Origin of the sequence: Nocardia kruczakiae NBRC 101016, assembly GCF_001612965.1 — a bacterium.
GTDB classification, from domain to species: Bacteria; Actinomycetota; Actinomycetes; order Mycobacteriales; family Mycobacteriaceae; genus Nocardia; species Nocardia kruczakiae.
Window position 1 is genome coordinate 41711 of the sequence record NZ_BDBL01000028.1, and the last position, 25335, is coordinate 67045.

The following is a 25335-nucleotide window of genomic DNA, read 5'->3' on the forward strand; positions in this document are numbered from 1 at the left end:
GAGGCGAACTACAGCGTCGTGCGCATCAGGACGACGTTGTACTGGCTGTGCACCGTGGTGAGGAAATACAGCTCCCGCCCGGTCTGGTACGGGAAGATCGAGGGGGCGTACGCGGTCGGCAATTCGCGCGTATCGATCAGCACCTCGGGTGGACTCCACGGCCCCTCCGGGGAAGACGCCCGGCTCATCACCACCGAATTCCACGGATCGGTGGTCAGCATGACGAACTGCCCGAGGTAGTCGTTCCACATCACCGACATCTCGGCTACCCCGCCGGTGATCGGGCGGGCGGCGTTCACATCGTTCTTGCGCCAGGCGCCGCCGTCCCAGTACTCGTATTCGGCGAGATTCTGGATGTCGTTCTCCCGTACGCGCGCGAGGTAGGCGAAGTGATTGCGGCCCGAGGGCGTGCCGTATTCGTACACCCAGCCGCCGCTCTTCACGAAGGCGTTCATCTGGAAGTTGGCATTGCCGCCCTCGTTGGGCCGGCGGGTGAAATCGAGGTCGGCCCAGGTTTCCCCGTTGTCGGCGGAAGCGGCCAGGCCCGAGTAGTTGGTGGTCCACTGGCCGACGTCGTCCCAGCTCTTCACCGACATCAGGCTCATGTACTGCACGCCGTTGACCGAGATTCCCGCGGTCGGGATGCGGCTGATCTCGATGAACGGAATCTTGGGGCTGGGAATCAGATCCCGCGCCTGGCCGAGCACGTCGCGCACGGCGCTGTCGAAATAGATGCCGCCCGACGGATCCTGGGTGTGACTGCGCACCAGGATATTGCTGCGCCACGCCCAGAAACTGCCCGCCAGCAGATTCGGCAGCCCCACGCCGGCGGTATCGCCGAAGGCGGTGAGCATCTCGCCGCGGCCGTTGTCCCACATGATTCCCAGGTCGGTGCCGAGGACGTTGTAGTTCTCGGTGGCATTCGGGCTGGCCATTCCGGTGACCTGGAAAATCGCTCGCGAACGGCCGGCCAGATTCGGTAATCCGGTGGTGCCGTTGAGAACCGGAATCGGATTGATGGCATTCGGGTTGGCGGCCGCGGGCGCGGTCACGGTCAGAAGTACGGCCGAGGCGCCCGCTATCGCGGACAGCAGGACGGATACGGTCTTGGACAAATGCAGCCCTTCCCGTTCTCGCCGATGCGCCCCCGTTCACCGGCTTCGCTGGCAAAGTGTGAAAATGCTAACAGCGAATCGCAGGTAAATGGGTTTCCCGCTCGCACTTTCGGGTAATTCCCGGGTCGGCGGTGTGTCCCTTTGTCGGATCTACCGACGGCCGAGCGCCTGCCGGACCAGAAGTGGTATCTGGGTCGCCCGTTCGATTCCGAGGGTGCGGCGGGTGCCCGTATGCCAGGTGCGCTCGAACAATTGTTTGGCGGCGGCGACGGCGGGTGCCGGGCGCGCCGCGATACGATCGGCCAATTTCTCGGCATCGGCGCGCGGATCCTCGCTGACCTCGGTGATCAATCCGATGCGCGCGGCATAGGCGGCGTCGACGGGGTCGGCGGTCATGGTCAGCAGGAGCGCCTTGTCCACGCCGATCAGACGCGACAACGTGACCGCGCCCGACATATCCGGGATCAGGCCGTGGGCGACTTCCATCACGGCGAAATCGGAATCCGGTGTGGCGAAACGGATATCGGCCGCCAACGCCAATTGCAGTCCGCCGCCGAAACAATGGCCGTGCACCGCCGCGATCACCGGCTGCGGCAGTCGCCGCCACGCCCAGCACGCCTCCTGAAAGGCATTGGTGCCCAGCCACGGTAGCGGCAGGAAATTGCGCACGATACTCAGCGGGTCGCCGGTCGCCTTCGCGATATCCAGACCACTGGAGAAACTGGGCCCGTTGCCGGCGAGGATGACGGAGCGAATCTCGTCGCGTTTTCCGATCACCCGCGCCACCCGCACGAGATCGTTCAACATGTCGATGGTGAGCCCGTTGTGTTTGTCGGGCCGGTCGAGTTCGACGTAGGCACGATCACCGTCGAAGGTCAGGGATACGTCGCTCATCGCTCACTCCGTGCTGCTCGGATCGGCCTCCCGTGGTTACCCGCGGGTAGGCATCTGCTCGAGGATTATCTTCGCGCAACCGGCCGGGTCGTCGTAGAACGGTGTGTGGCCGCTGCCGGGCAGGGTGACGTGCCGGGCCTGGGGAAGCCACTGCCGCGCCCGCCGGCTCTGCGTCCGATAGGTGAGCAGAATGTCGCGGTTGCCCCAGGCGATCGTGACCGGAATGCGGGCGAGCCGCCCACCGTCGCGCAGCCGCGCGTGATCGAAAGAGGCCAGGGCCGAGCGGAATCCGGGGGCGCCGAGGACGCCGTCCACGGTCTCCACCGCGGTCCGGGTGTCCAGCGCCCACGGCCGGCCGAACACGATGCTCAGGAAGGCGGTCCGCCCGGCCGGCGTGCCGAGAATGGCCGGCAGTTGCTTGCGCAGCCCGCGGCCCAGGGTGGCCGCGCGGGCGAGCGCCTGCTGACACCAGATGCGCCCGGCGTCGGACCAGAAGCCGATCGGTGAATACGCGGTCACCGAACTCGCCACACCGCGGGCCCCGAGGTTCAGCGCGATCAGGCCGCCCATGGAGTTGCCGGCGAGGTGGGGACGCTCCAGGCCCTGTTCGGTGAGGAATGCGTGCAGGGCGTCGGTGAGGGTGTCGACCGTGGTGTGCGGGAGCGGGTCGGACCCGCCGAAACCGGGAAGGTCGACCGCGATGACGTCGAAATGGGCCGCCAGCGTGTCGATGACCGGTTCCCACACCTGCCAGCGACTGCCGACGCCGTGGATCAGGACCAGGGGTTCACCGGTGCCGACCCGGTGATGGTTCAACATCATTCGAAACTCCCGCACCGAGACTCGGACGCCGACGAGGAACGGGGACACCCTAGCAATCATTGACGCGATGCCAACAGAGGTCACGGCCCCGCGAACGACGGATCCGGCCGCGGCGCCGTTGTGAAGGCTCCGTATTCGCGACACTCGGACTGTTGTCCGGCCGCGTGATGCGGCAGTATCACCTGCGCGGTTCGTGTCCGGTCCCGCCGGAGCGCGCCATAGCTGATACGCCTGAGAATTGAGGAACAGTTGAGGATTTCGCTGATCGCCGCCGTCTGCATCGCCCTGCCGCTGCTGGGTGCGTGCGGCTCCGACAAGGATTCGGAGCCGACCGTCACCCAGGCCGACCTGTCGAAGTCCCTGCAGTCCAGCGGCCTCAAGGATGCGAAACTCGCCGATTGCGCCGCCAAACTCTATGTGGACGAAGGCATTTCGCAGGACGGCCTGCGCAAGATGACCAAGCCCGGCAGCAATGCCCAGGTGGCCGACGGTTCGATGGGCGGCCTGAGCAAGGAGGACTCCGACAAGGCGCGCGCGGCGACCCAGAAGATCGCGACCACCTGCGTCGCGGCGCCGCAGTAGTACCGCGCGCCGATCACCGATCGCTCGACGAGTTCGCCCGCCCGAACGCCTCCGGACCGATCTACCGTGGGGTATGGCCACAGCGGAGTACCAGCACCTGCTCGTCGAGCGCAACGGTGAGACCGTTCGCATCACGATGAATCGGCCGGACCGGCGCAATGCGCTCTCGGCCGAGCATCTGAGGGAGTTGTTGTCGGCATTTCGCTGGGCGGGCGGCAGTGATGCCAGCGGGATCGTTCTGGCCGCGAACGGTCCCGTCTTCTCCGCCGGGCACGATTTCGCCGATGTCGCCGCCCGCGACCTGCTCGGCGTCCGCGACCTGCTGGCCCTGTGCACCGAGGTCATGTCGACCGTCGAATCCGTGCCTCAGGTCGTGGTGGCACGTGTGCACGGCCTGGCGACCGCCGCCGGATGCCAGCTGGTGGCCTCCTGCGATCTCGCCGTCGCCGCCGAATCGGCCGGCTTCGCTCTGCCGGGCGGTAAGGGCGGCTGGTTCTGCCACACCCCGGCCGTTCCGGTGGCCCGGGCGATCGGCCGCAAACGCCTGATGGAACTCGCCCTCACCGGCGATCCGATCGATGCCCGCACCGCCGCCGACTGGGGACTGATCAATCGCGCCGTCCCCGACGCCGATCTGGACCGGGCGGTCACCGACCTGCTCACCAGGGCCACCCGGGGCAGCCGGGCGAGTAAGGCGCTGGGCAAGCGGACGCTGTACGCACAGCTCGACCGCCCCGAGGACGACGCCTACGCGATCGCGCTCGAGGTCATGGCCGCCGCGTCCCAGCTGCCCGGTGCGCGCGAGGGTATGGATGCCTTCCTGAACAAGCGCACGCCGGTCTGGCCGGACTAGGCCGGCCGTCGGCGGGAGGGCGCCGATTCGGCCGTGATCGAGCCGAATCGGCGTCGGTCTAGTGCCCCGCGGTGTTCGGGTCCTGCTGGGCGAGCACGAAGGTGCCCTGCCCGTCCGGGCCCAGTCCGGTGTCGAGAATCTTGTCGTCCAGGAAGTCGACGACGTGCTCGTCGAGGAAGACCCGCGGGCCTTCCGCATTGAGCACCTGATCCTGGTCCGCGGGCCCCGCGGCTACTGCGAGCTGCAGGGTCTCGGCGCCGTCGTTGGTGGAGATGCGCAGTCCCGCATCGTCGGGCATCCCGTCCGCGGAGGTGATGGTGCGAACGGCCTCGATGGCAGTGGGCGTGAGCATGAGCATCTGTCCGGTTTCCTTCCGCCGTCGTCACAGGTCACGGTCGGTGCGATAGATCCGTGCCGTGGACCGGCCCTCCGACCCGGCCGCTCGACGTCCACGGCACCCAGCACCTCGGGAGGGGTAGCCACGATTCGCCCCGCCTAACCTTTCGGCCGGAATCAGCGCTGTACGCGGGCTCGGGCGTTTCGGTCGCCGCGGTTGCAGGGATCTCGCCGTGCGGCGGATCGAGGTGACGTTCGGCATCGACCTCGGCGTCGGCTGATGAAGACTCCGGCCGAAGTCATCGGCTGTCGGTAGCTCACCGGCAGCCGAAGTGAAAGAGAGACAAGGGAATTCGTCCGGATGGACGTATCGCGCACCCGATGGGCGCTGTCGCGGGGAAGAAGAGAGAGCCGGTGACGGGAATCGAACCCGCACTCTCAGCTTGGGAAGCTGATGTTCTACCACTAAACTACACCGGCCGGCGCGTGAGGCACTGCAGAGAAGATAGCAGAGGCCGTCCCCGAGGTCACAACTTCCCACCTAGAACGGCCCGGCCCCGATGGGGCGAATCGCCACCCGGCCGGGCGACCGTCGCGGCGGTCGCCCGGGCCGGGGGATGCGGTTGCTACATCACGGGCAGCGGTGGCGATTTCGGAAAGACGACCGGCAACGAGGTCAGTGCCCGGTGGAACGGGCCGGGCCGCCATTCCAGTTGTGCGGCCGGGACGGCCAACTGGATCTCCGGCAGCGCGTCGAAGAGTTGGTCGATGGCGTTCTGGACCGTCAGATAGGCCACCGATTTGGCGGGGCAGGCGTGCGGCCCGGTACTCCAGGCCAGATGCGAACGGTTGCCGATACTGCTCGCCGCTTCGCCGCGGATCTTCGGATCGTTGTTGCATGCCGCGAGGCTGATCAGGACCGGCTGGTTGGCGGGCAGCCACACGCCGTCGATCATGATCGGCTGCCGGGGATAGGTGGTGCAGAAGTTGGCCATCGGCGGGTCGTTGAACAGGATTTCGTCGAGGGCGTCGGTGGTGGACAGGTTGCGGCCGAGGATGTCGCCGAACCGGAATCGCTCATCGGTGAGGATGAGCATCAGCGCATTGTTGATGAGGTTGCGCTGGGCCTCGAAGCCGGCGCCGTAGAAGGACATCAGCTGGGCGAACACCTCGATATCGTTGAGGCCGTTCGGATGATGGGCCAGCTGTGAGGTGACGTCGTCGCCGGGCTGCTCGCGCCGGAACGCGATGAGTTCCATGAGCGCTTCCTTGAGCATGTCCATACCCTGCTGACCCCTGACGGTGTCGAACCGGGCCGCCATGCCGTTGGCGACTCGGGTCCCGATGTCGGCGGGGCAGCCGACCATCCGGTTGAGGACCTCGAGGACGAGCGGGAACGAGTACTGCATGACGAGATCGGCCGATCCCTGCTCACAGAAGGAGTTGACCAGCGGAACGGCAACCCTTTCCACGATCGCGGGCACGCTGTGGAGGTCGATGTGGTCGATCGCGGCGACCGACGGAGCGCGGTAGCGGGCATGGGGCGCACCGGTGTTGTACCGGGCCGCCGGATACCACTCCATCATCGGGCGCACGGGTGAATCCTGCGGAATGGTCTTCTGCCAGGTGCGCGGATCGGAGGGAAAGTGGTCCGGGTCGTTGAGGATGCGAACCGCGACGGCGTAGTCGATGACCAGGGTGGCAGGCACACCGGGGGCGAGCTCGACGGGAACGAGGGAGGGGTACTGCCCTCGCATCTCGCGATAGGCGGCGTGGGGATCGGCGACGAATTCGGTTGTGTACATCGGGAATCGGTCGTCGTCGGCATCGAAGGGCGAGCCGTGCTGGACGGGGCACATTCCGGTCGCCGTGGTGTAGGGCTCGGGGAGGGGTGACTGTGGTGTGGTCAAAGACGGGACTCCAGACGGATGGAACAGAAATTCGACGAGAGCTCGGCGGGTGCGGCACGTGTCGCACTCACATGGGCGGTGCGAGGAAGACTGTATGCCGGACCGTCTCGACGCCCACAGATCTGCAGACTTCGATGACCTGTCGTGCGGTGCCTGGCGGTTCGCCCACGCAAGCAACATAGCAGCGACGCGGGGACGGTGTCTGCGAACATGGGAGGAGGGCTGCCGCCGCCGGCGCCCGGAGTCGATCGGATGTACTTGCGGTTCAGTGCTTTCCGCTCATATCCGGCGTCTGCACTGCCGCGGTCACGGCGTCCGGATCCGGATGGTGCTCCGAGTCCGGTGCGTGCGGCGGACGCCACGACAGGTCGCCGCCGCGCGATATGCCGAGCAGACGGAGCATCGGCGCCGTCGAGGCGGTCGTCACCAGGGCCATTATCACCAACAGTGAATACAACTGGGTGCCGATGAGGCCGCTCGTCAAGCCCACGTTCAGAATCACCAGTTCGGTCAGACCTCGGGTGTTGAGCAGCGCTGCCACGGCGGCGGCCGCCCGCGACCGCATCCCGGTCAGCCGGCCCGCGACGTAGACGCTGCCGACCTTTCCCGCCACCGCCACCACGATGACCGCGATCAATTCGCCGATCGAGGTCGCGTCGACCGAGCCGAGATCGACGGCCAGCCCGGCGATCACGAAGAAGCCGGGCATCAGCAGCAGGCACAGAATTCGCACACCGGACTCGACCGTCCGGCGGCGTTCGCGCGGGAATATGACACCGAACGCGAAAGCGCCGAAGATCAGGTGCAAGCCGATCCATTCGGTGATCGCGGCGAGCCCGAGCGCACCACCCACGCCGAGCACGATCATCGTCTGCTGGGTGCCCGATTCCGAGATCCGGGCCAGCAGCGGCCGCACGAACCACCACAGCAGGCCGACCAGCGGGAGGAGCAGGACGAGCCGCCACCCGACGCCGCCCGGGTGCGCGAGCGCGAGCACGACGGCCAGGACCGACCACGCCACCACGTCGACCAGCGCCGCGCAGGCCAGGCTGAGCTGTCCGATCTCGGTGCGAACCAGATTGCGGTCGTGCAGGATTCGCGCCAGCACCGGAAAGGCGGTCACCGCCATCGCGCAGCCGACGAACAGGGCGAAGTGCAGCCGGTTGCCGGTGGTGTGGCGTGCCAGGACGGTGATCGCGACCGCGCTTCCCAGCGCGAAGGGGATCGCGTAGGCCGCCGCCGACACCGCGGGTATCGAACGGCGGGCACCGCGGAAGATCTCCCGATCGAGTTCCAGACCGGCGACGAACATGAACACCGCCACTCCGATATTGGCGAGCAGCGTCAGATACGAGCGTCCGGCTTCGGGAAACAGGGTGGCGGACAGGTGATGTCCGATGACGGTGGGACCGGCGAGGATTCCGGCCGCGATCTCGCCGATGACCGGTGGCTGCCCGATCTTTTCGGCGAGCCAGCCGAGCAGGTGTGCGGCCGCCATGATGAGAACCAGGTCGAGCAGGACCGTGATGGTGGGAGCAGGCACTCAATTCTCCTCGGAGACATCATCTCGCAGAGCCGGTTCCGGCAGCGGCCCGGTCGTGTGTGCGGGCGGGACGACCGCGGGATGGAAAACTTCGCGGATATAGCACACGGGACGGCGGCCGAGCGTCATGATGTATGCCCTGGACGCACTGGGCCGGCCGTCCGGCCACGGCCGGATACCCGCCCAGAGCAGGCGGCGGCGCTGGGGCAGGCCGCGGGTGAGCAAGCCGTGGCCGATCGGCATCCGGACATCGTCGATGCCGCTGGTGGCGGCCGACTGTGGCACGGCCACAACGTAATTGATCGAGACGATCGCCAGTGCCGGAGTGACCAGACGGGAGCGCCGGACCAGCGCGCCCTCGGCATCCCGCAGCCGGAGTTCGTCGACGATGAATGTGGGCAGTGTGCGGGGCGGAACCTGGTGCTGGCGCAGGACGTGCACGCTCAACGTCGTCTCGAGGATGTGTTCGAGCGCCGTGGTCGTGAGGCCCTCGCCCGACAGCAGGGATCGGGTCGTGGGGTGGTGGAATCGCTCGATCTGCGTGGCCGGGTTCGTCCGGAATCCCGGCCCGCTGGGCGTCGGTTCGCTCAGCGGGCCGGGGGCGGATCCTGTGACGGTCACTGTCGACTCCACGTCTCGGTTCGCACCGGGAGTCCTGGTGACGTCACCGCTAGAGTGCGGCGCCGGCGCCCTTGCGGGGCGGTTGGACCGGCAGCGCCACGGCCTCGCGCTCGGCGTCGGAGCGCGGGCGGCTCGTCAGGCCGAACACCGGTTCGGTGGTGATGCGGATCTCGCCCATCTCGGTGTCGGACAGCGGATCACGCCAGTGGTCCCAGACCGGCGACATATCCAGTCCGCCCATGTACTTGATGTTGACCCCGTCGGTGTCCGGGGCGGTGTGCAGGCGCTCCGCCTCGGAGACGATGACCTCGGTGCCGGTACGGTCCTGATCGCCCGTGGTCTCGCCGACGTCGGTCAGACCGGCCATGATCCGGGTGAACGACTGTTCGGGTGAATCGCCGTCGTGGACGTCGGTGAGTTTGTGCGCGTGCGCGAAGTATTCCTCGGAACCGATGTAGTGCTCGTACATCCGGGAGACCAGGGAGAGGAACCGGGTGTAGCCGCGGCGGTAGGTGTATTCGTAGTACGCCAGCGCATCGGTCTCGGACATCTCACCGCGCAGTGTGGTCGCGATCGCCGCCGCGGACACGAGCCCGGAATAGGTCGCCAGGTGGACTCCGGTGGACAGCAACGGGTCCAGGAAGCATGCCGCGTCGCCGACGAGGACGTAGCCGGGCCCGCAGAACCGGTCGGCGACATAGGAGTAGTCCTGTTCGGCCCGCACGTCGGCGATCTGCTCCGCACCCTCGAGCATTTCGCACATCGGCTTGCTCTCCCGGATGGTCTCCACGTAGTACGACTGGCGCGAATCGTGCCCGCGCAGCTTTTCCGCGGCCACTCGCGCCGAGATCACATAGCCGACGCTGGTACGACCGTCGGCGAGCGGAATGTTCCAGAACCAGCCGCCCTCCGGGGTCGACACCACGTTGATCGCGCCCTCCGGGCTGTCCGGGTGCAGATGTGCGCCCTTCCAGTACGACCAGATCGCGACGTTGCGGAAGGCGGGATGTTGGCGCCGCATACCGAAGTGCTTGGCCAGCAACCCGTCTCGGCCGGTGGCGTCGACGAGGAAGTCGAACTCGGCGGTGTGGACGGTGTCGTCGCCGGCCTCGACCCATTCCGCCGCGGTCGGACGTTCACCGTCGAACAGGATGTTCTTGACGGTCGCCTGTTCGATGACCTGCGCACCCTGGTCGGCGGCGTTGCGCAGCAGGAGGTCGTCGAAGGTGGCCCGGTCGACCTGCCAGGACCATGCCTCGGCATCGACGAGCTTGGACCAGTCCAGCAACCAGGTGTCGTTCTGCCACTGGAAGTAGCCGCCGCGCTTGATCTGGAAGCCGTGCGCGGCGACCCGGTCGTAGGCGCCGGATATCCGCAGCGTGGACAGGCACGAGGCCAGCAGTGATTCTCCGATGTGGTAGCGCGGGAACGTATCCCGCTCCAGGAGGGTCACCTGTACTCCGGACCGTGCGAGCAGTGCGGCGGCGGTGGACCCCGCCGGGCCGCCGCCTACCACCAGAACGCGCGGAATTTCGTTGTTCCCCATAGCAACTCCCTGGAACTGCGTACGAACGGACGGTGCGCCGGATCGGCTACCGGACCGAGTCCGGATGGCATGTCCTACGACAAAATCCGAAACCTCCGTAGCCGCTTGTTAACTCGATTTCGGCACACGGGAAATCAGTTTATCAGCAGTACTTGAATCATCAAGGGAAACAGCAAGTTTCGATGCAAGTTCATGCAGGTCATGAGTAGCTGAAAGATAGCTGATGCAGGTACGAAAATGCCGCTGTCTGTGATGCGCGGCTAGGGGTCACGACAGGGGACGCGACGTTGCGTTACGTGAGTGCCGTTTTCGGCGAGCAAAGCGGAAGAAACAGTGACGACGACCCGAGACGGGGTCGCGGTCCCGGTTGGTCACGTCCGGCATCACCCCACTTCCACCGACTCATCCAGAGTAAGGCCTTTGTCCGGTTCCCGCGTGGCATCCGCCGGATTCCGGCGGCTCCCTTCCGGGTCTGCCCTGGTCGCGAGGTGTGCGACGCAGAATCCTTGGGGCCGAACAAGATTGCGGTATGCCGGCGAGGTGGCGGACGCCCGTGCCGGGCCGCGGCGCCGTGCGTCAGGGCGCTGACGCCCGGCACCGCGACCCGTGCCGGGATGCTCAACCGGTGGTCGTCTCGGCGGTCAGTGCTGCGGTCGTCTCGGCAGCGCGCTGCGCGTCCGCGACACTGCAGCGGCCGAGACCGCACGCGGTCGCGACGCCGAACGCCGTACGCCCGGCCGCCTGTTCGAACAGTTGCAGGGCGTGAGCGCTGTCGTCGGCGGAATCGGGTGACACCACCCCCGCGATGACGTTCCAGTCCGGGTCCAGCCGGCGCAGGGGCGCATAGAACGCGGCGTCGCGGGGCGCGGGTTCGGCACCGTACGCACACGGAATGTGCACCGCCGGAAAGGGAGTGCCGTCTGCGCGCAGCCGGCGTGCGGTGTGCTTCAGCAGGGTGACCGCGGGCGCCAGCGAACGCGGGCTGAGCAGCGCCTTGTGCTGGTAATCGCCGTAGCACAGGTGGACCACCGCCTGTGCTCCGATCTCGTGTATCCCGGTGAGTACCCCGGCCAGCTGGCGAGCCAGCAGCGGCCCCGCCGCCCATTTCGCACCCAGTTGGTCGGCCTTGACCATGCCCAGCAGCGCGAACGGTGATTCGACCTGCCAGACCACGCGATCGCCGTAGCGCGCGTTCACCTCCGCGATCTCGTGCAGTGCGGCCTCGGTGAACACCGGCAGATGCCGCAGCGCGGCCACGATGAGATCGGAGCGGCGCAGCGCCGGACCGAGCGGGAAACCGTTCGACACCGCCGCACCGGCGAAGACGAACATCGCAAGATCCAGCGGATTGGGTTGGCTCAGTTGCAATCTCGTCCCGTCCAGTTCGGGCCGCCCGGCGCGCACCTGGTCGAAGGCGGCTACCACGGCGTCGATGCGGTCGAGCCGGTCCATCGCCACGTGCCGCGGTTCCAGCTTCACCCCCGGGCGCAAGCCGTAACTCGGGAAATCGCTGTAGTCGGAGTAATCGCCGGTCCGGACGACATCGAAGACGTCCTCGTGCTCTCTGCGCCGGCGGAGGTAGTCGAGGATCCAGTCCGGATCCAGATCACAGGGCAATCCGGTCACGGGATGGCCCGCACTGCGATCGGCGAACCACTGCAGCACCGCAGCATCCCCGGTCATCAACTCGGCTGGAACACTTCCGACATAATGCGCACACCTGGTCATCGCACTCCTCGTAATTCCGTTTGCCCGTCTACATTCTCAGCCAGATCGTTTGCAGGTGAAAGAATTCCGGGAACCGGGAGGTAGACGCGGTGCTGCGAGGAAGGTGCCGGCGGTGCTACGGAACGGCGGGAGTGCCGCCGGGAGCTACCGGCAGGCCGGCCGCCTTCCAGGCCCGGAACCCGCCGGCCAGATCGGTGGCGCGGGCCAGTCCGAGACGCTGTGCGTCGGCGGCGGCCAGGCTGGACGCGTATCCCTCGTTGCAGACGATGATGACCTCGGTGTCGGACGTCAGGTCCGGGAGCCGATGCGCACCGCCGGGGTCGAGCCGCCATTCCAGCACGATGCGCTCGACGACGACCGCGCCGGGGATCTCGCCCTCGGCGAGGCGGTCGGCGTGCGGGCGGATATCGACCACGAGCGCGCCCTCGGCCAACCGCTGCGCGGCGGTGACGGGCTCGACGCGGTTCAGCCCGGCGCGTGCCCGGGCGAGCAGGTCCTCGGCGCTCATACCGTCACTCCTCGGCGATCATGCGATGGCGGCTACCGGCATGGTCACACACCGGTGAAATCCCGCAGCGACCGGTATTCGCGGACCGGTCGCAGTGGTGGCGAGTAGGCGTGCACCGTGGTGGCCGGTCGAGCGCTGCGGTTGTGCAGCTGGTGGGCGCGTTCGGGGCCGAACGCGATCGTGTCGCCGGCGCGGCGACCGGCCGAGCGTACGGGGCCGGTGGGGTAGCGATAGTCCTCGTCGAGTTCGCCGATCGAGACGGTGAACGAACCCGACGCACCGCCGTGGTCGTGCGGTTCGGTGCCTTGGCCGGGCGCCCACGACAGCAACCACAGTTCCACGCCCATCGTCAGCGCGAGCCGGGTCCACCAGCGCCGCGTGGTGTCGAACCGCACGATATCCAGCAGCGGTGTGGCCAGTTCGCTCGCCACCACCGCGGTGAGTTCGTGCAGTTCGGCCGGTGTCCACAGCGGGCGTTCGGCCACCACGGCCTCGCGAAGTAGTGGCACGTCGACGCCCGGATGAATATCTTTCGCGTGCTCGAGTCGCACAGGCACGGACGTCGTCACCACTACCCCTTCCACACCGCGGTCACGCGAATTCTTCGCCGCCACACGCGGTTTGCCACCATCCAGACTCACCGTGAGCGAAACTCCGCGGCCCGCCGCACGGGATGAACGAGTGGCGGGACTGCCACGTGAATGAGACACCGTGTCCGACGGCCTGCGCCCCGGGAATCGATTCCCGGTTTATCCGCGAGCGGCGCGGCTTCGAATCATTAGGTGTTACGCCGGTGGCAGAGGTCCTCGTCGCCGACGGCGTGACATCAGCTGCTGTCTCGCCGAATCACCGCGGTGATCCGGCCACGGATGAGGTGCTCGGATGACCAGTGCTGCCGGAATCGATGAGATGGGACCGATCGACTATCTCGTCATCGAGTTCCCCGCGGGCCGCCCGCCGGACGGTTCGGCATTGCCGGTGCTGCGCGATCTGGTCGGCCGGGGCATCATCCGCGTGCTGAACCTGGCGTTTCTCCGGAAAGAGGGCGACGGGTCGCTGACCGGCATCGACATCGCCGATATCGGGCTCGACTGCGAAGCGAGCGTGGCCTTGTTCGCCGAGGAGACGACGGGTGTACTCGACGACGGCGATCTGCGGGAGGCGGGCGCCGCGCTGCACCCCGGGCGTTCGGCCGCCGTGCTGATCTACGAAAACACCTGGGCGGCACCGCTGTCGGTGGCCTTGCGGCGCAACGGCGCCGAAACCGTCGCCGCCGGCCGCATCCCGGTCGAGGCGATCCTGACGACCTTGGACAGCCTCGACGACAAGAACTGACACCGGTTATTCAACTGCCGAGGACGTGGATGCGCACCTCGTCCGTCCACTGCACGTACTCGACCCGCGTCCCGTCCGGGTGCCGGGTACGAACAGACGGGCATAGGTCTCGAGAATCCGCACCCCTCGCACGCTACGGTCGATCCCTACGCTGGGGAAGTACGCACTTCCAGGTGAGAGGTACGCGGTGAGCGGAACGGAACAGGAGCAGGCGGCGGCCGTCGCCCGCTACGACCACCACACCCCGAATCCGCGCGTCGACTATTCCCTGACCCCGGCCGGGCGCGACCTGCTCGCCACGGTCCATCAGCTGTGCACCTGGTCGCGCGCGCATCTGCGCGAATTGCTCGACGGGGCGCCCGAGCGGGCGGGCGCGTAGCCCGAGCCCCCGCGGTAATGGCCGGTCGAACGCGGATCGTCCCTCGCGCTCGACCGGCCGAGACGAAGCGGTGCCAGGCTGTGGCCCCGGGGTCCGGCACCGGACCTCGTCACCGCACGTCGGGCTCGTCCGCGAGGTAGGGCGGGGCCGGTTCGTACTGCATGTGTTCACGCACCCGCCGGGCGTGATCGCGGCCGTGCAGGGCCCCGATCAACCACAGCGCCATGTCGATGCCCGCCGAAATGCCTTGGGAGGTTACGAGATTGCCGTCCACGACGTAGCGGCTCCCGGTCACCACGGTGACGTCGCCGCGGGCCTGGAGCGATTCGTGGAACAGGCGATGCGTGGTGATGCGCCGCCCGCTCGCCAGACCCGCCTTGTGCAGCAGGAACGCCCCCGTGCACACGCCCGCCGTCCAGCTCACCCCGGCCGAGGTGGTGCGAATCCAGTCGACCAGGGCCGGATTGTGGACCTGGAGGCGGGTGCCCTGGCCTCCGGGCACCAGCAGCACGTCCAGGGAGGGGTGGTCGTCGAAGGTGTGATCCGGCAGGACGCGCATCCCGTTGACGCAGCGGATCGGATCGGTGCGTTCGGCGATCAGCACCGCGCGGTCCTGGTACTCGCGCAGCATCGCCGAGACCATGAACACCTCCCACGGCCCTGTGAAGTCGAGTTCCTCGACGTCCTCGAACAGCAGTACCCCATATGTCGTCATGAACGTGGTTCCTCCGAGAGCTGACGTGGATCGGACGATTCGATGCTGCCCAGCGCTGGTCCCGCCGGACCTTCTTCCCGCCACTGATGGCGATTGTGCCAGCGCGCCAACGGTTTCGGCGCCCACCAGTTGGCGCGCCCCATCACCTTCATGAAGGCCGGCACGAGAAGTATGCGAACGAGGAAGGCGTCCATCAGCACGGCCAGCGTCAAGCCGAAGCCGAGGCCGCGCGCGAAGGACACCTGCGACACCATCATCGCGGCGAAGGCGATGGCCATGACGGTGGCGGCGGCCGTCACGATCCGTCCGCTGCGGGCGAGCCCCACCGCGACGGACTGCCTGCTCGCGGCGTCGGAGCGATCCGAGCGCAGCCACTCCTCCCGGATGCGGGAGAGGACGAACACCTCGTAGTCCATGGCGAGACCGAAGGCCATGCAGCCCAGCAGAATCGGCATGGTCACCACGGTGCGCCCGATGGCGGTGGTGCCGAGCCCTCCCAGGTGGTGATCCTGGAACACCCACACCATCGCGCCGATCGCGGCGGTCAGCGACAGGACGTTCATGACGATGGCCTTCAACGGCAGCACGACACTGCCGGTCATCATGAACAGGAGGGCGGCGGTGGCCAGCACCATCAGGGCCAGCGCGAGCGGTAGCCGGTCGCTGATGCCGTGCACCGCGTCCAGATCGCGTTGGGTCAGGCCGCCGAACAGGGTTTCGCCCGGCGCCGTAACGGCTTTGAGTTCGGCCAGCTGGTCGCGCCCGGCCTGCGAGAACGGGTCCTTCGTCGTCTGTACCGTCAGATACGCAGCATCCGCATGTGCGGCCGCATCCGTCGCCCGGTCGGACACCACTTGTCCCTTCGCGACGGTGGCGCCGGGGGATTGCACGGCGACGACCCCGTCGACCAGGGACAACCGCTGGGCGTAGGCGGTCAGTTCGGCGGCGGGCGGGGCGGCGTCCGGGAAGACGATCGGAGTTCGTCCCTGGCTGTCCACCGGGAACTGCGCGCGCAACACGTCACCGGTCTGGCGGGACTGCGTACTGCCGGGCAGCGCCCGGTCGTCGGGATAGCCGAACCGCGCTCCCAGCAGCGGGAGGCTCAGGATCACCAGGAGGCCGGAGACCAGCACGATCACCGGCACGGCGCGGCGCATGGCGAACATCGCGCCCCGGTACCAGGCGGTGCGCTGGACCTCGGGAGCCGCCGCGCCGGAGCGGCCGAACAGCCGCCGGATCGGCGGCCGGACGTCGAGGGCGTCCAGCCGGTCGCCGAGTACGACGATCAGCGCCGGCGCCACCACCAGCGCGCCGATCAGGCAGAACGCGATGGCGCCCAGACCGCCGAAGGCCAGCGAACGCATGAAGTACATCGGGAACACCAGCATCACCGACATGGCGATGCCGACGGTCAGCGCCGAGTACGCCACCGTCCGCCCCGCGGTGTTGAGAGTGCGGATCAGCGCCTGCTCCGGTGTCAGGCCGGCGCCCTTCTCCTCGCGGAACCGGCTGATGATGAACAGCGTGTAGTCGATGGCCAGCGCCAGGCCCAGTGCTTGCGCGACGTTGACCGCGAAGACCGCGACATCGGTGAACGACACCAGGATTCGCAGCCACGCCACCGATCCGGCGAGTGCGAACATCGAGATCGCGAGAGGCACCGAGGCCGCCAGTACGCTGCCGAAAACCCACACCAGCACGAGGAACGTCAGCGGGATGGCGATCATGTCCATCTTCACCGCGTCCACCTGCGACTGATGGTTGAGCTCGTACAGCGAGACCGCCTGACCACCGGCGGTGACCGTGACGCCGTCCCGATCGCCGATTAGGGGCGTGGCGATGTCGTGGGCACGCTGCATGGCGTCCTTGTCGGTGCCCGCGACCAGCCCGGCGATCAGCCCGGTTCGCCCGTCCCGGCCGGCCAGCGCCGACCGCTGCTGCGCCGGTTCGTCCCAATAGGAGACGACCTGTTTGACCTGCGACGACTGATGCAATGCGGCGAGGATCGCCCCGGCCCGGTCGCGGGCCGGGGCGCTGTCCACGCCGTCCGGCGCGGTGACGGCGAACACGAGGGAGAAACCACCGGCGCCGAAGCGGTCGGTCAGGATCCGCTCGGCTCGGGAGGATTCGGCATCGGGTGGGTCGTAACCGCCGGCCGGTAGCTGCGTGAGCACCGAGGTGCCGAAGCCGCCTGCCAGCAGCAGAAACAGGAAGGCGGCGATCAGGGTGATGCGCGGCGCTCGCAGTACGACCGCCGCCAGGCGCGTGAACATAAGGCTCCCAAAGGTTTCGGGGCGGGCCCCGGCGGGTTGCACGCCCGTCGAGGCGTCAGTAGCATTCCGGAAGTCGCTCCTATTTATAAGTTATTTGTAGCATCGAGTTCCAGAATGGAGAAGCTGATGGTCGAAGCGGTCACCGCGGAGAAGATCGACGCCTACGACCTCGGATATATCGCCGGCAGCAGGCTGGAGACCGAGGACGGCGTGCACATCTACTACGAGCGCTACGGCATCGAATCGCCGACGACGATCGTGCTCATCCCGAACCTCTTCCTGATCGCACCGCTGTGGCGCAACTTCAGCGCCGAGCTCGCGACCAAGTACTCGATCGTCTCCTACGACATGCGCAACAAGGGGGCGTCGACGCAGGTCGACGGGGTGGTGGACTTCGAGCGGCACATCCACGACCTGCGCGCCGTGCTCACCCACCTCGGGGTCGAGCGCCCCTATCTGGTCGCCTCGTCGGACTCGACGCTGCTGGCGCGGGAGTACGCGCTGGCCTACCCGGACGAGGTGGGCGGGCTGGCGCTGTACGGCCCGGTCTTCAACGCCATCGGCGGCCGGCGGCGGCGCCGGCTGATTCAGGCGTGGCTGTCGACGGTGACGAACGTCGGCCCGACGGCGCTGTTCAACGAGATGTATCCGCTCATCTACTCGCACCACACCGTCGAATTCGGCGGCTCGCCGGCCTATCTCGCGCTGAAGGAACGATTCATCGCGCTGAGTTCGCAGCAGCAGTTGATAACCAACCTGAAGACGTCGCTGACGGTCAGTGACGAACCGGACCGCCTGCGTCAAATCGCTTGTCCGGTCCTGCTTTCCGCCGGCGAGAACGACTTCCAGACCTCCGGGGCGATGATGCGCGAGGTGGCGGCCATCATGCCCGATGCCGAGGTGGAGGTGATCCCGAATTCGGGCCATGCGCCGTACTTCGAGGCCACCGCCGAATTCGAAGCCTCGATCGACCGGTTCGTCCGGGCGACACTCGCCCGCTGACCGTCGCGGCCGAGGTCGAACCATGACTACTTTCGACACGCTCCTGACCGGGTGGGCCGCCGACTTCGGTGACCGCACGGCGGTCGGCGACGGGGTCTCGGGCGGGTACAGCTACCGCGATCTGGATGCGGCGGCCCGCGACGTGGCTGCCTGGTTGCATCGCGTCGTTCCGCGGCCGCCGTTCCTGCTCTTACCCGGTAATACGCCCGACGACGTGGCATTCCTGCTGGGCGCACTGCGGTCCGGCCTGGTCCCGCTGATCGGCGATCCGGCGTGGAGCGAGCGCGAGATCGAGGACACGGCCTGCCGCACCGGCGCTTCCGTGGTGATCTCGGGACGGCGAGGCGACGACGACCTGCCCGGTTACCGCGGTCGTGGTGGTGCGATGCGCACGGTGCGCACCGGTGCGAACGAAAACGGCTGTGCCACACACGATCTGACCGGTATCGACTTCGGCCGCTTCACTTCCGGCAGTTCCGGCGCACCCCGCTGCCTGGGCTTCGGCAGCGCCGCCATGGTGAATGCCGCGGCGGCGTGGCGCACCGCGACCGGGCTCGACGCCGACGACTCGGTGATGTGTTTCGCCTCGATCAACAACGGGCTCGCCTTCAACACGTCGCTGCTACCGGTCTTCGCCTCCGGCGCCACCCTGATCCTGCCCGGTGTGAGCCCGATTCCCTCGCAGTTGCTGAACGCGCTGCGTGACGTCGCGCCGTCGGTGCTGGTGGCGTTTCCGTTCATCTACGAGGTGCTCGCGAAACGCGATCTCAGCGCGCTCACCTCGCTACGCCTGCTGGTCAGCTCGGCCGCGCCGCTCACAGCCGATGTCGAGCGCCGGTGGTTCGAGGCGGTGGGACGGCCGGTGTGCAACTACTACGGGCTTGCCGAAGTAGGCCCGGTGACCTTCAACGACGGCCGGACCGCGGGAGCGCTGGGCCGGGCGCTGCCCGGGGTGGACATCGCCACCCATCGGACCGGCGGCGCGGACGACCCGGCCGCGCGCATCGCGGTCCGGACGCGATCGATGGCCACCCGGTACCTCGATCCGCGGCCGCCGGAATTCGGCAGCCATCTCGACGCCGACGGCTACTTCCGCACCCAGGATCTCGGATACCTCGACGACGGCGACCTTTTCGTCACCGGCCGCGCCGACCGGATCGTCAACATGGCCGGACGCAAGATCGATCCCGCCGAGATTTCGGAGGTGCTGCAGCGCCATCCCGCCGTCACCGGCGCCCTGGTGCGCGGGGAGGGCGCCGGATCGGAGACCGTGCTGTGCGCGTATGTGGAATCCACCGTCGCGACGCGCGACGAACTGGTCCAGCACTGCCGAAAATCCCTGGCCCCCTTCAAGATTCCGCAGCGCTGGACGATCGTGCCGGCGCTGCCCCGATCCTCCGCGGGCAAGATCATGTCCGCCGGACTGGCAGCGATAGGAACAGCTTCGCGATGAACCACGCAGAGATCATGAGCACTCTCAAATCCCTGATAGTCAAGGAGTCGGGTGGGCAGATCGACGAGTCGGATATTCAGGGCGGCCCCGAATCGCTGCGCCGATTGGGGCTCAATTCGCTGGCCACCCTGCGCATTCTGGTGGCCGTCGAGGACGAGTTCGGCATCGAGTGGGACGACGATGTCGACGAGGCGGTCATGAGTGACGTGCAGGTGATGTGCGATCACATCGCGGACAAGCTGGGCATCGCGGCCTGACCCGCGCCGAGCCGGAATCAGGAATCGCCATGACATCGAGCCCGACGCCCGCCCGGCAGCGGCTGGCCGTCAATCTCGCCCTCGGCAGTCTGCAGCTGTCGGATACCGGACACGACGACTTCAATCAGGGGCAGATATCGGCCCGTCTGCCCCGTACCGACCATTTCTTGATCAAGAGCGCGCTGTGCGGCTTCAGCGAGGCGACGCCCGCGGACATGATCGTCGCCGAGGTCGATCCGGAACTGCCGGTGCACCGGATGGCGCCGCCGGAACTTCCCTTGCATCAGGCGATCTACCGCGCCCGACCGGACGTGAACGCGATCGTGCACAGCCACGCGCCCAACACCCTGGTCTTCGGCGCGCTGGATGTGGAGCTGGCCGCACTCTCGCACGACGCGGCGCCTTTCGTCGACCACTGCCCACGATTCACGGTGACCAGCAACACCATTCTCGATATCGAAACCGGCCGGGCCGTCGCGCGGGCGCTGGGCACCGCCCCGGCGGCCTTCCTGCGCAACCACGGTGGCGTGATCGTGGGGCGCACGCTGCGCCATGCCGTGGTCGCCGCACAACTGCTGGAACGCGCCTGCGAACTGCAACTGAAGGCGCTGGCCACCGGAGTGAAGTTCTTCAGCTCGACCGGCAGCGACATCGACGCGAAGAACGACTACATCTACAGCGATATCGCGGTGAAGAGCTACTGGGATTACGGCGTGCGGGCGATCGAACACCGTCACCCCCACGTGCGGGACTGGGCGGTGGCGCCGTGATCCGCATGGAACGGGTGCTGCGCCGGCAACAGCTCGACAGCTCCGCTTCCAAGGTCCGGCCGGTCTTCGGGCGGGTGCGGTCGGAGTCGTTGCGCGGACCTGCCGTGCGCACGCCCGGCGACGACCGGCTGCGGACCCTGCAGCGACTGCTGGAATCCGGATACGGCTGCACGACCTCCGACGGCGGCCGGATCCGCCGCCGCGCGCCCTCCGCGGGCGGGTTGTATCCGACCGAGGTGGTCTGCGTCGTCGCTCTCGAGGGACACTGGACGGCACTCGCCTACGACTTCCACCGCCGGCTCTTCCGGGAACTGGCCCGCATCGACCGCGATATCGTGACCGCCGTCTGCGCCGCCCGCGACGATCAGGCGATCGTCGTGGTGACCAGCACGCTGTGGCGGACCTTGCAGCGCTACGGCTTTCGCGGTTACCGCTACTGCCTGCTCGACGCGGGGATCGTGATGGGCACCCTCGCCCAGGTGTGCGGCGCCGAGCGGCGCACGGTGACCTATCCGGACAACTGGTCGCTGGCGCAAATCCACGAATCGCTCGGCCTGCCCGACAGCGAGATCGTCGCCTGCGCGGCGGTCGTGGACTGCGCCACGGCCGCGGCCGGTGATGTCGAGCAGCACCCCGATATCGTCACCGGGCCGGCCGTCTGGCAGCAATCGCCCATGCTGGCAGCGGAATTGGAGCGGACCATCCGGCTCGATCGAGCCATGCGGGTGGCCGAGTCACCGCACGAATCCCTGGTGCCCGTGGCGGCCGCCGCCGAGGTTCCGGCCGACCTTCAGGATCTGCTGGCCCGGCGCCGTTCGGCCCGGGGCCTGCGGCGAGGGCAGTTGGACTATGAACGCTGCGCGCCGCTGTTCCGCGCGATCGGCGCGGCGCTGACGGACTGGCCGGATCGATTGCGCGACAGCATCGTCGTCGGTGTCGCCGTACGCGATGAGCAGACCCGGGTGGCCGCCGTCCGGCAGGCGGTGCCGGAGTCGGTGGGGGTGGCCGACATCGGCCACCTCTCCGATTCGGCCGTGGCGGACCTGTTCGGCGGCCAGGCGCTGATGGCCGACGCCGATCTGTTCCTGATCGCCGGAATGCGTTCGGACCGTGCGGAAGACGCCGTCGCGATGTTTCGCACCTGTCTGCTGCAGATCGGCCTGCTCACCGCCACGCTGCAACTGCTCGCCGTGCGCGCGGAGGTGGGGCACACGGTGGTCGGCGGATTCGACGACGAACGGCTGTCGACGGTGTTCGGCCACACCGTCACGCCGCTGATGGCGATCGCGTTCGGCACCGCGACGGAATGTACGACGAAGAACGACACGCTGAGGAGAACATCGTGACCGGATATCTGGTCGACGGCGCCACCGAATTGCTCGGAGCCGCACTGATTCTGGAACTGCTGGACCGCACCGATCGGCCCGTCCACGCCACCGCCGCACCGCATACCGGTGACGTCGCGACCGTGTTGCGGGCCGCCGCGAGCGCGTACGGATACGACGGCGAGGACGGCGACGGTTTCCTCGACCGCCACGCGGAACGGCTGCATATCGCCGAGAGCGCACAGGCCGCGGTGGCCACCGGGACGATCGGCGACGTCTGGCACTGCCCGCAGCGCGTGGTCGTCGAGGACGAACTTCCCGGCGGGGATGTCGCCGTCGACGTCGAGGCGGCCCGCGCTCTGCTCGCTGCCGCCGAGGCGGCCGGAGTGACCCGGTTCGAACTGCTCGGCACGGCCTATGTGTCCGGGTCGGCCACCGGCCGCATCGAAGAGGGCGACCCCGTCGACGGCGCCGGGGCGGGTAACGAATTCGAACGCAGCCAGCTCGCGATCGAACAGCTCGCCGGTGCGTCGGCGCTGACGACCCGCATCTGGCGGACCGGCATCGTGACCGGTCACAGCCGCACCTTCGAGGTCGTGGGCACCTCGCCGTTCTACGGTCTGTTCGACGCGATCGCCCGCACCAAGCACGGGGTGGAAGCCCTGGTCGGCTCGCTGATGAGCATGCGGGCCATGGCGATCGCGCTCGATCCCGCACTCGAACTGAATCTGGTTCCGGTCGATGCGGCGGTCGCCTCGATCGTCACCGCCTCCCTCGATTCCGAGGTCGGCGCCCCGATCGTCCACGTGACCAATGCGCGGACCGCCACCCTGGGCGGGGTGCTCGCCGCGGCATTCGACGCCCTGCGGATGGCGGCGCCCGACTACGTCGAGTCCACCGCGTCGTGCCTCGGCTTGGAAGAACAGTGCGATGCCGAAATTCGTTCCTACGGTTCATGTTTCACGGTACCGAAGGAGTTCGCCGGCGGTGCGGCGCACACCGGTGGCGCGCTCGATATCGAGATCTCGCCCGAGGTACTCGCGGGGCTCTTCCGGGCTCGCGCGGGGCTCGTCGAAGCGGGGCGCTGAGGTGGGCTTCGACCGCGAGGCCTTCACCGCCATCGCCGGCACGCTGAACGCGGAGGAGGTCGCCGCCCAGGAAGCCGCCGGTGCCCACCCGGGCGAACTGTTCCGCGCGCTGCTCGACACCGGGCCGGCCGAACTCGTCATCGCCGGTGTGCCGGGGTCCGGCGACCGCTGGGCCTTCTGCTCGGCGATCTCCGACCTCGCGCAGCGCTGGGTCGGCTTGGCGGAATCCATTCACTACCAGGTGCTGTCGATCTGTGCCTTCGCCGAATCGGGCTCACCCGAGCAGCGTTCGCGCTATCTCGAGGCCATGTGCCGCGGCCGGCTGATCGCCTCCAACTGCTTCAACGAGGCGGGCGCGGGCTCGGATCTGGCGGCGATGCGGACCTCGGCCCGGCGCACCGACGACGGCGACTACGTCCTGGACGGCACCAAACAGTGGATCGGCCACGCCCAGATCGCCGACCTGCTGTTCGTCTACGCCAAGACCGCCGATCGCGGTCTGCGCGGGATCACCTGCTTTCTCGTGGACGCGCATGCGCCGGGCATCACGGTCACGCACCGCCCGAAAACGACCGGAGCCGGCAGTCTCCCGTCCGGCGATATCCGGTTCGACTCGGTCACGCTGCCGGCCGACAGCGTAGTGGGCCGGGTGAACCGCGGCATGCTCGCCGGCGAGAGCCTGTTCACCCAGGGCCGGCTGGGGGTGGCCTCCTGTGCACTCGGCCTGGCCCGCGCCGCGGTGGGCCGGGCCGGGGCCTATGCGGCCGAACACCACCAATTCGGCAGCCCGATCATCGATTTCCAGGGTGTCGCGTTCCCGCTCGCCGAGATCAGCACCGATATCGCGGCGAGCGCGGCGCTGCTGCGGACGGCGTGCGCCGCGGTCGAAGATCAGCGTCCAGACGCGCAAGTGCTTGCCGCCCAGGCGAAACTGCACGCGACCCGCACGGCCCGGCGGGCCACCGATACCGCCATCGGCACCCTGGGTTCGCGGGCCTTCGACGCGGCCGAACCCGTCCTGCGGTGGGCTTCCGAAGCGCATCTGCTGGAAGTGGTTCAGGGCACGCCGCAAATCCAGAAGATCGCCATCGCGGCGCAATTACGTTAGGAGCCAACGGTGCTGCCCACCTCTTTCGGATGTTTCACCCTGCCCTTCCATCCGCCCCGGCAGGATCCCTTCCACTCGCTCGGCGACGATATCGACCTGGTGCTGCTGGCGGAGGAGCTCGGTTTCGACGAGATCTGGATCGGCGAACACCACGCCGGCGGGTGGGGCACCCTGACGGCGCCCGACCTGCTGATCGCGGCGCTCGCCCGGGAAACCCGCACCATCCGGCTGGGGACCGGGGTGGTGCCGCTGCCGTATCACCACCCCGTGCACGTGGCCGAACGAATCCTGTTGCTGGACAATCTCACTCGCGGTCGGACGCTGCTCGGCTGTGGTCCGGGAGCCTTCGTGCAGGACATGGAGATGATCGGCGTGGACCCGGCGCAGGTGCGCCCGCACTTCGCGGCGGCCCTGGAGACGGTGACGGCGCTGGTGCGCGGCGAGACGGTCGACGTGCGCACACCGTGGTTCACCGCCCGGGAGGCCCAGTTGCAGCTGCGCCCGTATCGTGATCCCGTCGAGGTCGTCGTGGCGAGTTCGCTCGGCGACCCCGCAATCGAGCAACTGGCCGGCACCGGCACACACCCGCTGCTGAATCTGACGCCACCGTGGGGTGCGCTGCGGGCCGGCATGGTCGGCGATCCGATCGGTCAGCTGGCACAGCGGCTGGCGGTGCTGCGCGAGCACGCGGCGGGGCCGATCCGCCTGAATGTCTTCGTGCACGTGAGTGACTCGAGGGAAAGCGGTATCGATGAGATCTTCGAGGGCTGGATGCGGCAGCGCCTCGAGCTGTACCGGGGCACGCTGGGTATGCCGGTGCCCGGCTCGGAGAGCGCGGGCCGGTCCGCACTCGAGGCGTTGATCGACGCCGGGGCCTTCATCGTCGGGCCGCCGCAGAGCTGCGTCGAGCGGATCACCGAATTGTCCACGCGGCTGGGCGGTCTCGACACCCTGATCCTGTTCGTGCCGGGGTGGGTGCCGAACCCGCTGCTGGAACGCAGTCTGCGCGCCTTCGCTCGCGAGGTGGCACCGGCGCTGCGCGGCTGGCACGCGGGAGTCGAAAAGTCTCTGGCGGCCGCCACCGCCGGGTCCGCTCGGCGCGCCGAAGTGCGGGCCGCCATGGCGAACGCGCCCGTCAGCGTCTGATCCGGCGGCATCCGATCGGGCAGCAC

25 protein-coding genes and 1 tRNA gene are annotated in these 25335 nt (G+C 68.0%); 12 read left to right on the plus strand and 14 right to left on the minus strand.

All coding sequences use genetic code 11. The annotated features are described in order from the left end of the window. Positions 1 to 8: 8 nt before the first annotated feature. The 3 genes from NK1_RS20495 to NK1_RS20505 form a co-directional block, all read right to left on the minus strand. The gene (locus tag NK1_RS20495; RefSeq protein WP_063010913.1) at positions 9 to 1115 is read right to left on the minus strand and encodes a glycoside hydrolase family 183 protein; all 1107 of its coding nucleotides are present in this window, start codon (positions 1113 to 1115) and stop codon (positions 9 to 11) included. A 150-nt stretch (positions 1116 to 1265) separates the two neighbouring features. Beyond that, positions 1266 to 2009, minus strand: coding sequence for a crotonase/enoyl-CoA hydratase family protein (locus tag NK1_RS20500; protein ID WP_063010915.1), 744 nt, complete (start codon positions 2007 to 2009; stop codon positions 1266 to 1268). Positions 2010 to 2045: 36 nt separating this feature from the next. Next, the gene (locus NK1_RS20505) at positions 2046 to 2831 is read right to left on the minus strand and encodes an alpha/beta fold hydrolase (protein ID WP_063010917.1); all 786 of its coding nucleotides are present in this window, start codon (positions 2829 to 2831) and stop codon (positions 2046 to 2048) included. Between the two features lie 249 nt (positions 2832 to 3080). Here NK1_RS20505 and NK1_RS20510 point away from each other — a divergent pair, with 249 nt between their 5' ends. Continuing rightward, positions 3081 to 3413 carry a hypothetical protein gene (locus tag NK1_RS20510; protein WP_063010918.1) on the plus strand — a complete coding sequence of 111 codons (333 nt, stop codon included), beginning with the start codon at positions 3081 to 3083 and terminating at the stop codon, positions 3411 to 3413. 73 nt (positions 3414 to 3486) lie between these two features. Next, complete coding sequence (locus tag NK1_RS20515) at positions 3487 to 4266, plus strand: enoyl-CoA hydratase-related protein (protein WP_063010919.1); 780 nt, start codon at positions 3487 to 3489, stop codon at positions 4264 to 4266. A gap of 58 nt (positions 4267 to 4324) precedes the next feature. On the opposite strand, the gene NK1_RS20520 is transcribed toward NK1_RS20515, so the two are convergent. From NK1_RS20520 to NK1_RS20560, 9 genes are all read right to left on the minus strand, one after another. After that, positions 4325 to 4624 (minus strand): hypothetical protein, encoded by a 300-nt coding sequence (locus NK1_RS20520; RefSeq protein WP_063010920.1) that lies wholly within the window; start codon positions 4622 to 4624, stop codon positions 4325 to 4327. Between the two features lie 387 nt (positions 4625 to 5011). Next, positions 5012 to 5082: transfer RNA gene (locus tag NK1_RS20525), tRNA-Gly, on the minus strand. Between the two features lie 146 nt (positions 5083 to 5228). After that, a complete protein-coding gene (locus NK1_RS20530; RefSeq protein ID WP_374726634.1) occupies positions 5229 to 6512 on the minus strand; it encodes a cytochrome P450 family protein in 1284 nt (427 codons plus the stop codon). A gap of 265 nt (positions 6513 to 6777) precedes the next feature. Continuing rightward, positions 6778 to 8055 carry a cation:proton antiporter gene (locus NK1_RS20535; RefSeq protein WP_063010923.1) on the minus strand — a complete coding sequence of 426 codons (1278 nt, stop codon included), beginning with the start codon at positions 8053 to 8055 and terminating at the stop codon, positions 6778 to 6780. Beyond that, positions 8056 to 8676: a hypothetical protein gene (locus NK1_RS20540; protein ID WP_063010925.1), complete on the minus strand. Its 621-nt coding sequence runs from the start codon at positions 8674 to 8676 to the stop codon at positions 8056 to 8058. A gap of 49 nt (positions 8677 to 8725) precedes the next feature. Next, positions 8726 to 10222 carry a flavin-dependent monooxygenase QhpG gene (gene qhpG / locus NK1_RS20545; protein WP_063010932.1) on the minus strand — a complete coding sequence of 499 codons (1497 nt, stop codon included), beginning with the start codon at positions 10220 to 10222 and terminating at the stop codon, positions 8726 to 8728. A 618-nt stretch (positions 10223 to 10840) separates the two neighbouring features. Continuing rightward, positions 10841 to 11905, minus strand: a complete 1065-nt coding sequence (locus NK1_RS20550; RefSeq protein ID WP_063010934.1) for a hypothetical protein — start codon at positions 11903 to 11905, stop codon at positions 10841 to 10843. A gap of 160 nt (positions 11906 to 12065) precedes the next feature. Next, the gene (locus tag NK1_RS20555; RefSeq protein ID WP_063010936.1) at positions 12066 to 12458 is read right to left on the minus strand and encodes a rhodanese-like domain-containing protein; all 393 of its coding nucleotides are present in this window, start codon (positions 12456 to 12458) and stop codon (positions 12066 to 12068) included. Between the two features lie 44 nt (positions 12459 to 12502). Next, entirely contained in the window at positions 12503 to 13027 is a 525-nt protein-coding gene (locus NK1_RS20560; RefSeq protein ID WP_063011048.1) for a cysteine dioxygenase, read from the minus strand. Between the two features lie 313 nt (positions 13028 to 13340). Here NK1_RS20560 and NK1_RS20565 point away from each other — a divergent pair, with 313 nt between their 5' ends. Together NK1_RS20565 and NK1_RS20570 are read left to right on the plus strand one after the other, a co-directional pair. Continuing rightward, positions 13341 to 13793, plus strand: a complete 453-nt coding sequence (locus NK1_RS20565) for a DUF6325 family protein (RefSeq protein WP_063010938.1) — start codon at positions 13341 to 13343, stop codon at positions 13791 to 13793. Positions 13794 to 13980: 187 nt separating this feature from the next. Continuing rightward, positions 13981 to 14172, plus strand: coding sequence for a winged helix-turn-helix transcriptional regulator (locus NK1_RS20570; protein WP_063010940.1), 192 nt, complete (start codon positions 13981 to 13983; stop codon positions 14170 to 14172). A 109-nt stretch (positions 14173 to 14281) separates the two neighbouring features. On the opposite strand, the gene NK1_RS20575 is transcribed toward NK1_RS20570, so the two are convergent. Together NK1_RS20575 and NK1_RS20580 are read right to left on the minus strand one after the other, a co-directional pair. Then, positions 14282 to 14887 carry a DJ-1/PfpI family protein gene (locus NK1_RS20575; RefSeq protein WP_063010942.1) on the minus strand — a complete coding sequence of 202 codons (606 nt, stop codon included), beginning with the start codon at positions 14885 to 14887 and terminating at the stop codon, positions 14282 to 14284. Then, complete coding sequence (locus tag NK1_RS20580; RefSeq protein ID WP_063010944.1) at positions 14884 to 17160, minus strand: MMPL family transporter; 2277 nt, start codon at positions 17158 to 17160, stop codon at positions 14884 to 14886. The genes NK1_RS20575 and NK1_RS20580 overlap by 4 nt, the downstream gene beginning before the upstream one ends. 114 nt (positions 17161 to 17274) lie before the next feature. Here NK1_RS20580 and NK1_RS20585 point away from each other — a divergent pair, with 114 nt between their 5' ends. The 8 genes from NK1_RS20585 to NK1_RS20620 are packed head-to-tail and all read left to right on the plus strand — an operon-like array spanning position 17275 to position 25309. Continuing rightward, the gene (locus tag NK1_RS20585; RefSeq protein ID WP_063010946.1) at positions 17275 to 18162 is read left to right on the plus strand and encodes an alpha/beta fold hydrolase; all 888 of its coding nucleotides are present in this window, start codon (positions 17275 to 17277) and stop codon (positions 18160 to 18162) included. 22 nt (positions 18163 to 18184) lie between these two features. Then, positions 18185 to 19615, plus strand: a complete 1431-nt coding sequence (locus NK1_RS20590; RefSeq protein WP_063010951.1) for a class I adenylate-forming enzyme family protein — start codon at positions 18185 to 18187, stop codon at positions 19613 to 19615. Next, complete coding sequence (locus NK1_RS20595) at positions 19612 to 19872, plus strand: acyl carrier protein (protein WP_063010953.1); 261 nt, start codon at positions 19612 to 19614, stop codon at positions 19870 to 19872. The genes NK1_RS20590 and NK1_RS20595 overlap by 4 nt, the downstream gene beginning before the upstream one ends. A 29-nt stretch (positions 19873 to 19901) precedes the next feature. Next, entirely contained in the window at positions 19902 to 20642 is a 741-nt protein-coding gene (locus NK1_RS20600; protein WP_063010955.1) for a class II aldolase/adducin family protein, read from the plus strand. Further along, positions 20639 to 21988: a nitroreductase family protein gene (locus NK1_RS20605; protein ID WP_063010956.1), complete on the plus strand. Its 1350-nt coding sequence runs from the start codon at positions 20639 to 20641 to the stop codon at positions 21986 to 21988. Before NK1_RS20600 ends, NK1_RS20605 begins: the two co-directional genes overlap by 4 nt. Further along, positions 21985 to 23055, plus strand: coding sequence for an SDR family oxidoreductase (locus NK1_RS20610; protein WP_063010957.1), 1071 nt, complete (start codon positions 21985 to 21987; stop codon positions 23053 to 23055). The genes NK1_RS20605 and NK1_RS20610 overlap by 4 nt, the downstream gene beginning before the upstream one ends. Position 23056: 1 nt before the next feature. Beyond that, entirely contained in the window at positions 23057 to 24163 is a 1107-nt protein-coding gene (locus NK1_RS20615) for an acyl-CoA dehydrogenase family protein (RefSeq protein WP_063010958.1), read from the plus strand. A 9-nt stretch (positions 24164 to 24172) separates the two neighbouring features. Then, complete coding sequence (locus NK1_RS20620; RefSeq protein ID WP_063010960.1) at positions 24173 to 25309, plus strand: LLM class flavin-dependent oxidoreductase; 1137 nt, start codon at positions 24173 to 24175, stop codon at positions 25307 to 25309. Positions 25310 to 25335 lie beyond the last annotated feature (26 nt).

Bases quoted from the DNA above. Each gene is read 5' to 3' on its own strand.
- NK1_RS20500 (WP_063010915.1), bottom strand. From the start codon at position 2,009: ATGAGCGACGTATCCCTGACCTTCGACGGTGATCGTGCCTACGTCGAA.
- NK1_RS20505 (WP_063010917.1), bottom strand. From the start codon at position 2,831: ATGATGTTGAACCATCACCGGGTCGGCACCGGTGAACCCCTGGTCCTG.
- NK1_RS20515 (WP_063010919.1), top strand. From the start codon at position 3,487: ATGGCCACAGCGGAGTACCAGCACCTGCTCGTCGAGCGCAACGGTGAG.
- NK1_RS20520 (WP_063010920.1), bottom strand. From the start codon at position 4,624: ATGCTCATGCTCACGCCCACTGCCATCGAGGCCGTTCGCACCATCACC.
- qhpG (WP_063010932.1), bottom strand. From the start codon at position 10,222: ATGGGGAACAACGAAATTCCGCGCGTTCTGGTGGTAGGCGGCGGCCCG.
- NK1_RS20550 (WP_063010934.1), bottom strand. From the start codon at position 11,905: ATGACCGGGGATGCTGCGGTGCTGCAGTGGTTCGCCGATCGCAGTGCG.
- NK1_RS20555 (WP_063010936.1), bottom strand. From the start codon at position 12,458: ATGAGCGCCGAGGACCTGCTCGCCCGGGCACGCGCCGGGCTGAACCGC.
- NK1_RS20565 (WP_063010938.1), top strand. From the start codon at position 13,341: ATGACCAGTGCTGCCGGAATCGATGAGATGGGACCGATCGACTATCTC.
- NK1_RS20575 (WP_063010942.1), bottom strand. From the start codon at position 14,887: ATGACGACATATGGGGTACTGCTGTTCGAGGACGTCGAGGAACTCGAC.
- NK1_RS20580 (WP_063010944.1), bottom strand. From the start codon at position 17,160: ATGTTCACGCGCCTGGCGGCGGTCGTACTGCGAGCGCCGCGCATCACC.
- NK1_RS20585 (WP_063010946.1), top strand. From the start codon at position 17,275: ATGGAGAAGCTGATGGTCGAAGCGGTCACCGCGGAGAAGATCGACGCC.
- NK1_RS20590 (WP_063010951.1), top strand. From the start codon at position 18,185: ATGACTACTTTCGACACGCTCCTGACCGGGTGGGCCGCCGACTTCGGT.
- NK1_RS20595 (WP_063010953.1), top strand. From the start codon at position 19,612: ATGAACCACGCAGAGATCATGAGCACTCTCAAATCCCTGATAGTCAAG.
- NK1_RS20600 (WP_063010955.1), top strand. From the start codon at position 19,902: ATGACATCGAGCCCGACGCCCGCCCGGCAGCGGCTGGCCGTCAATCTC.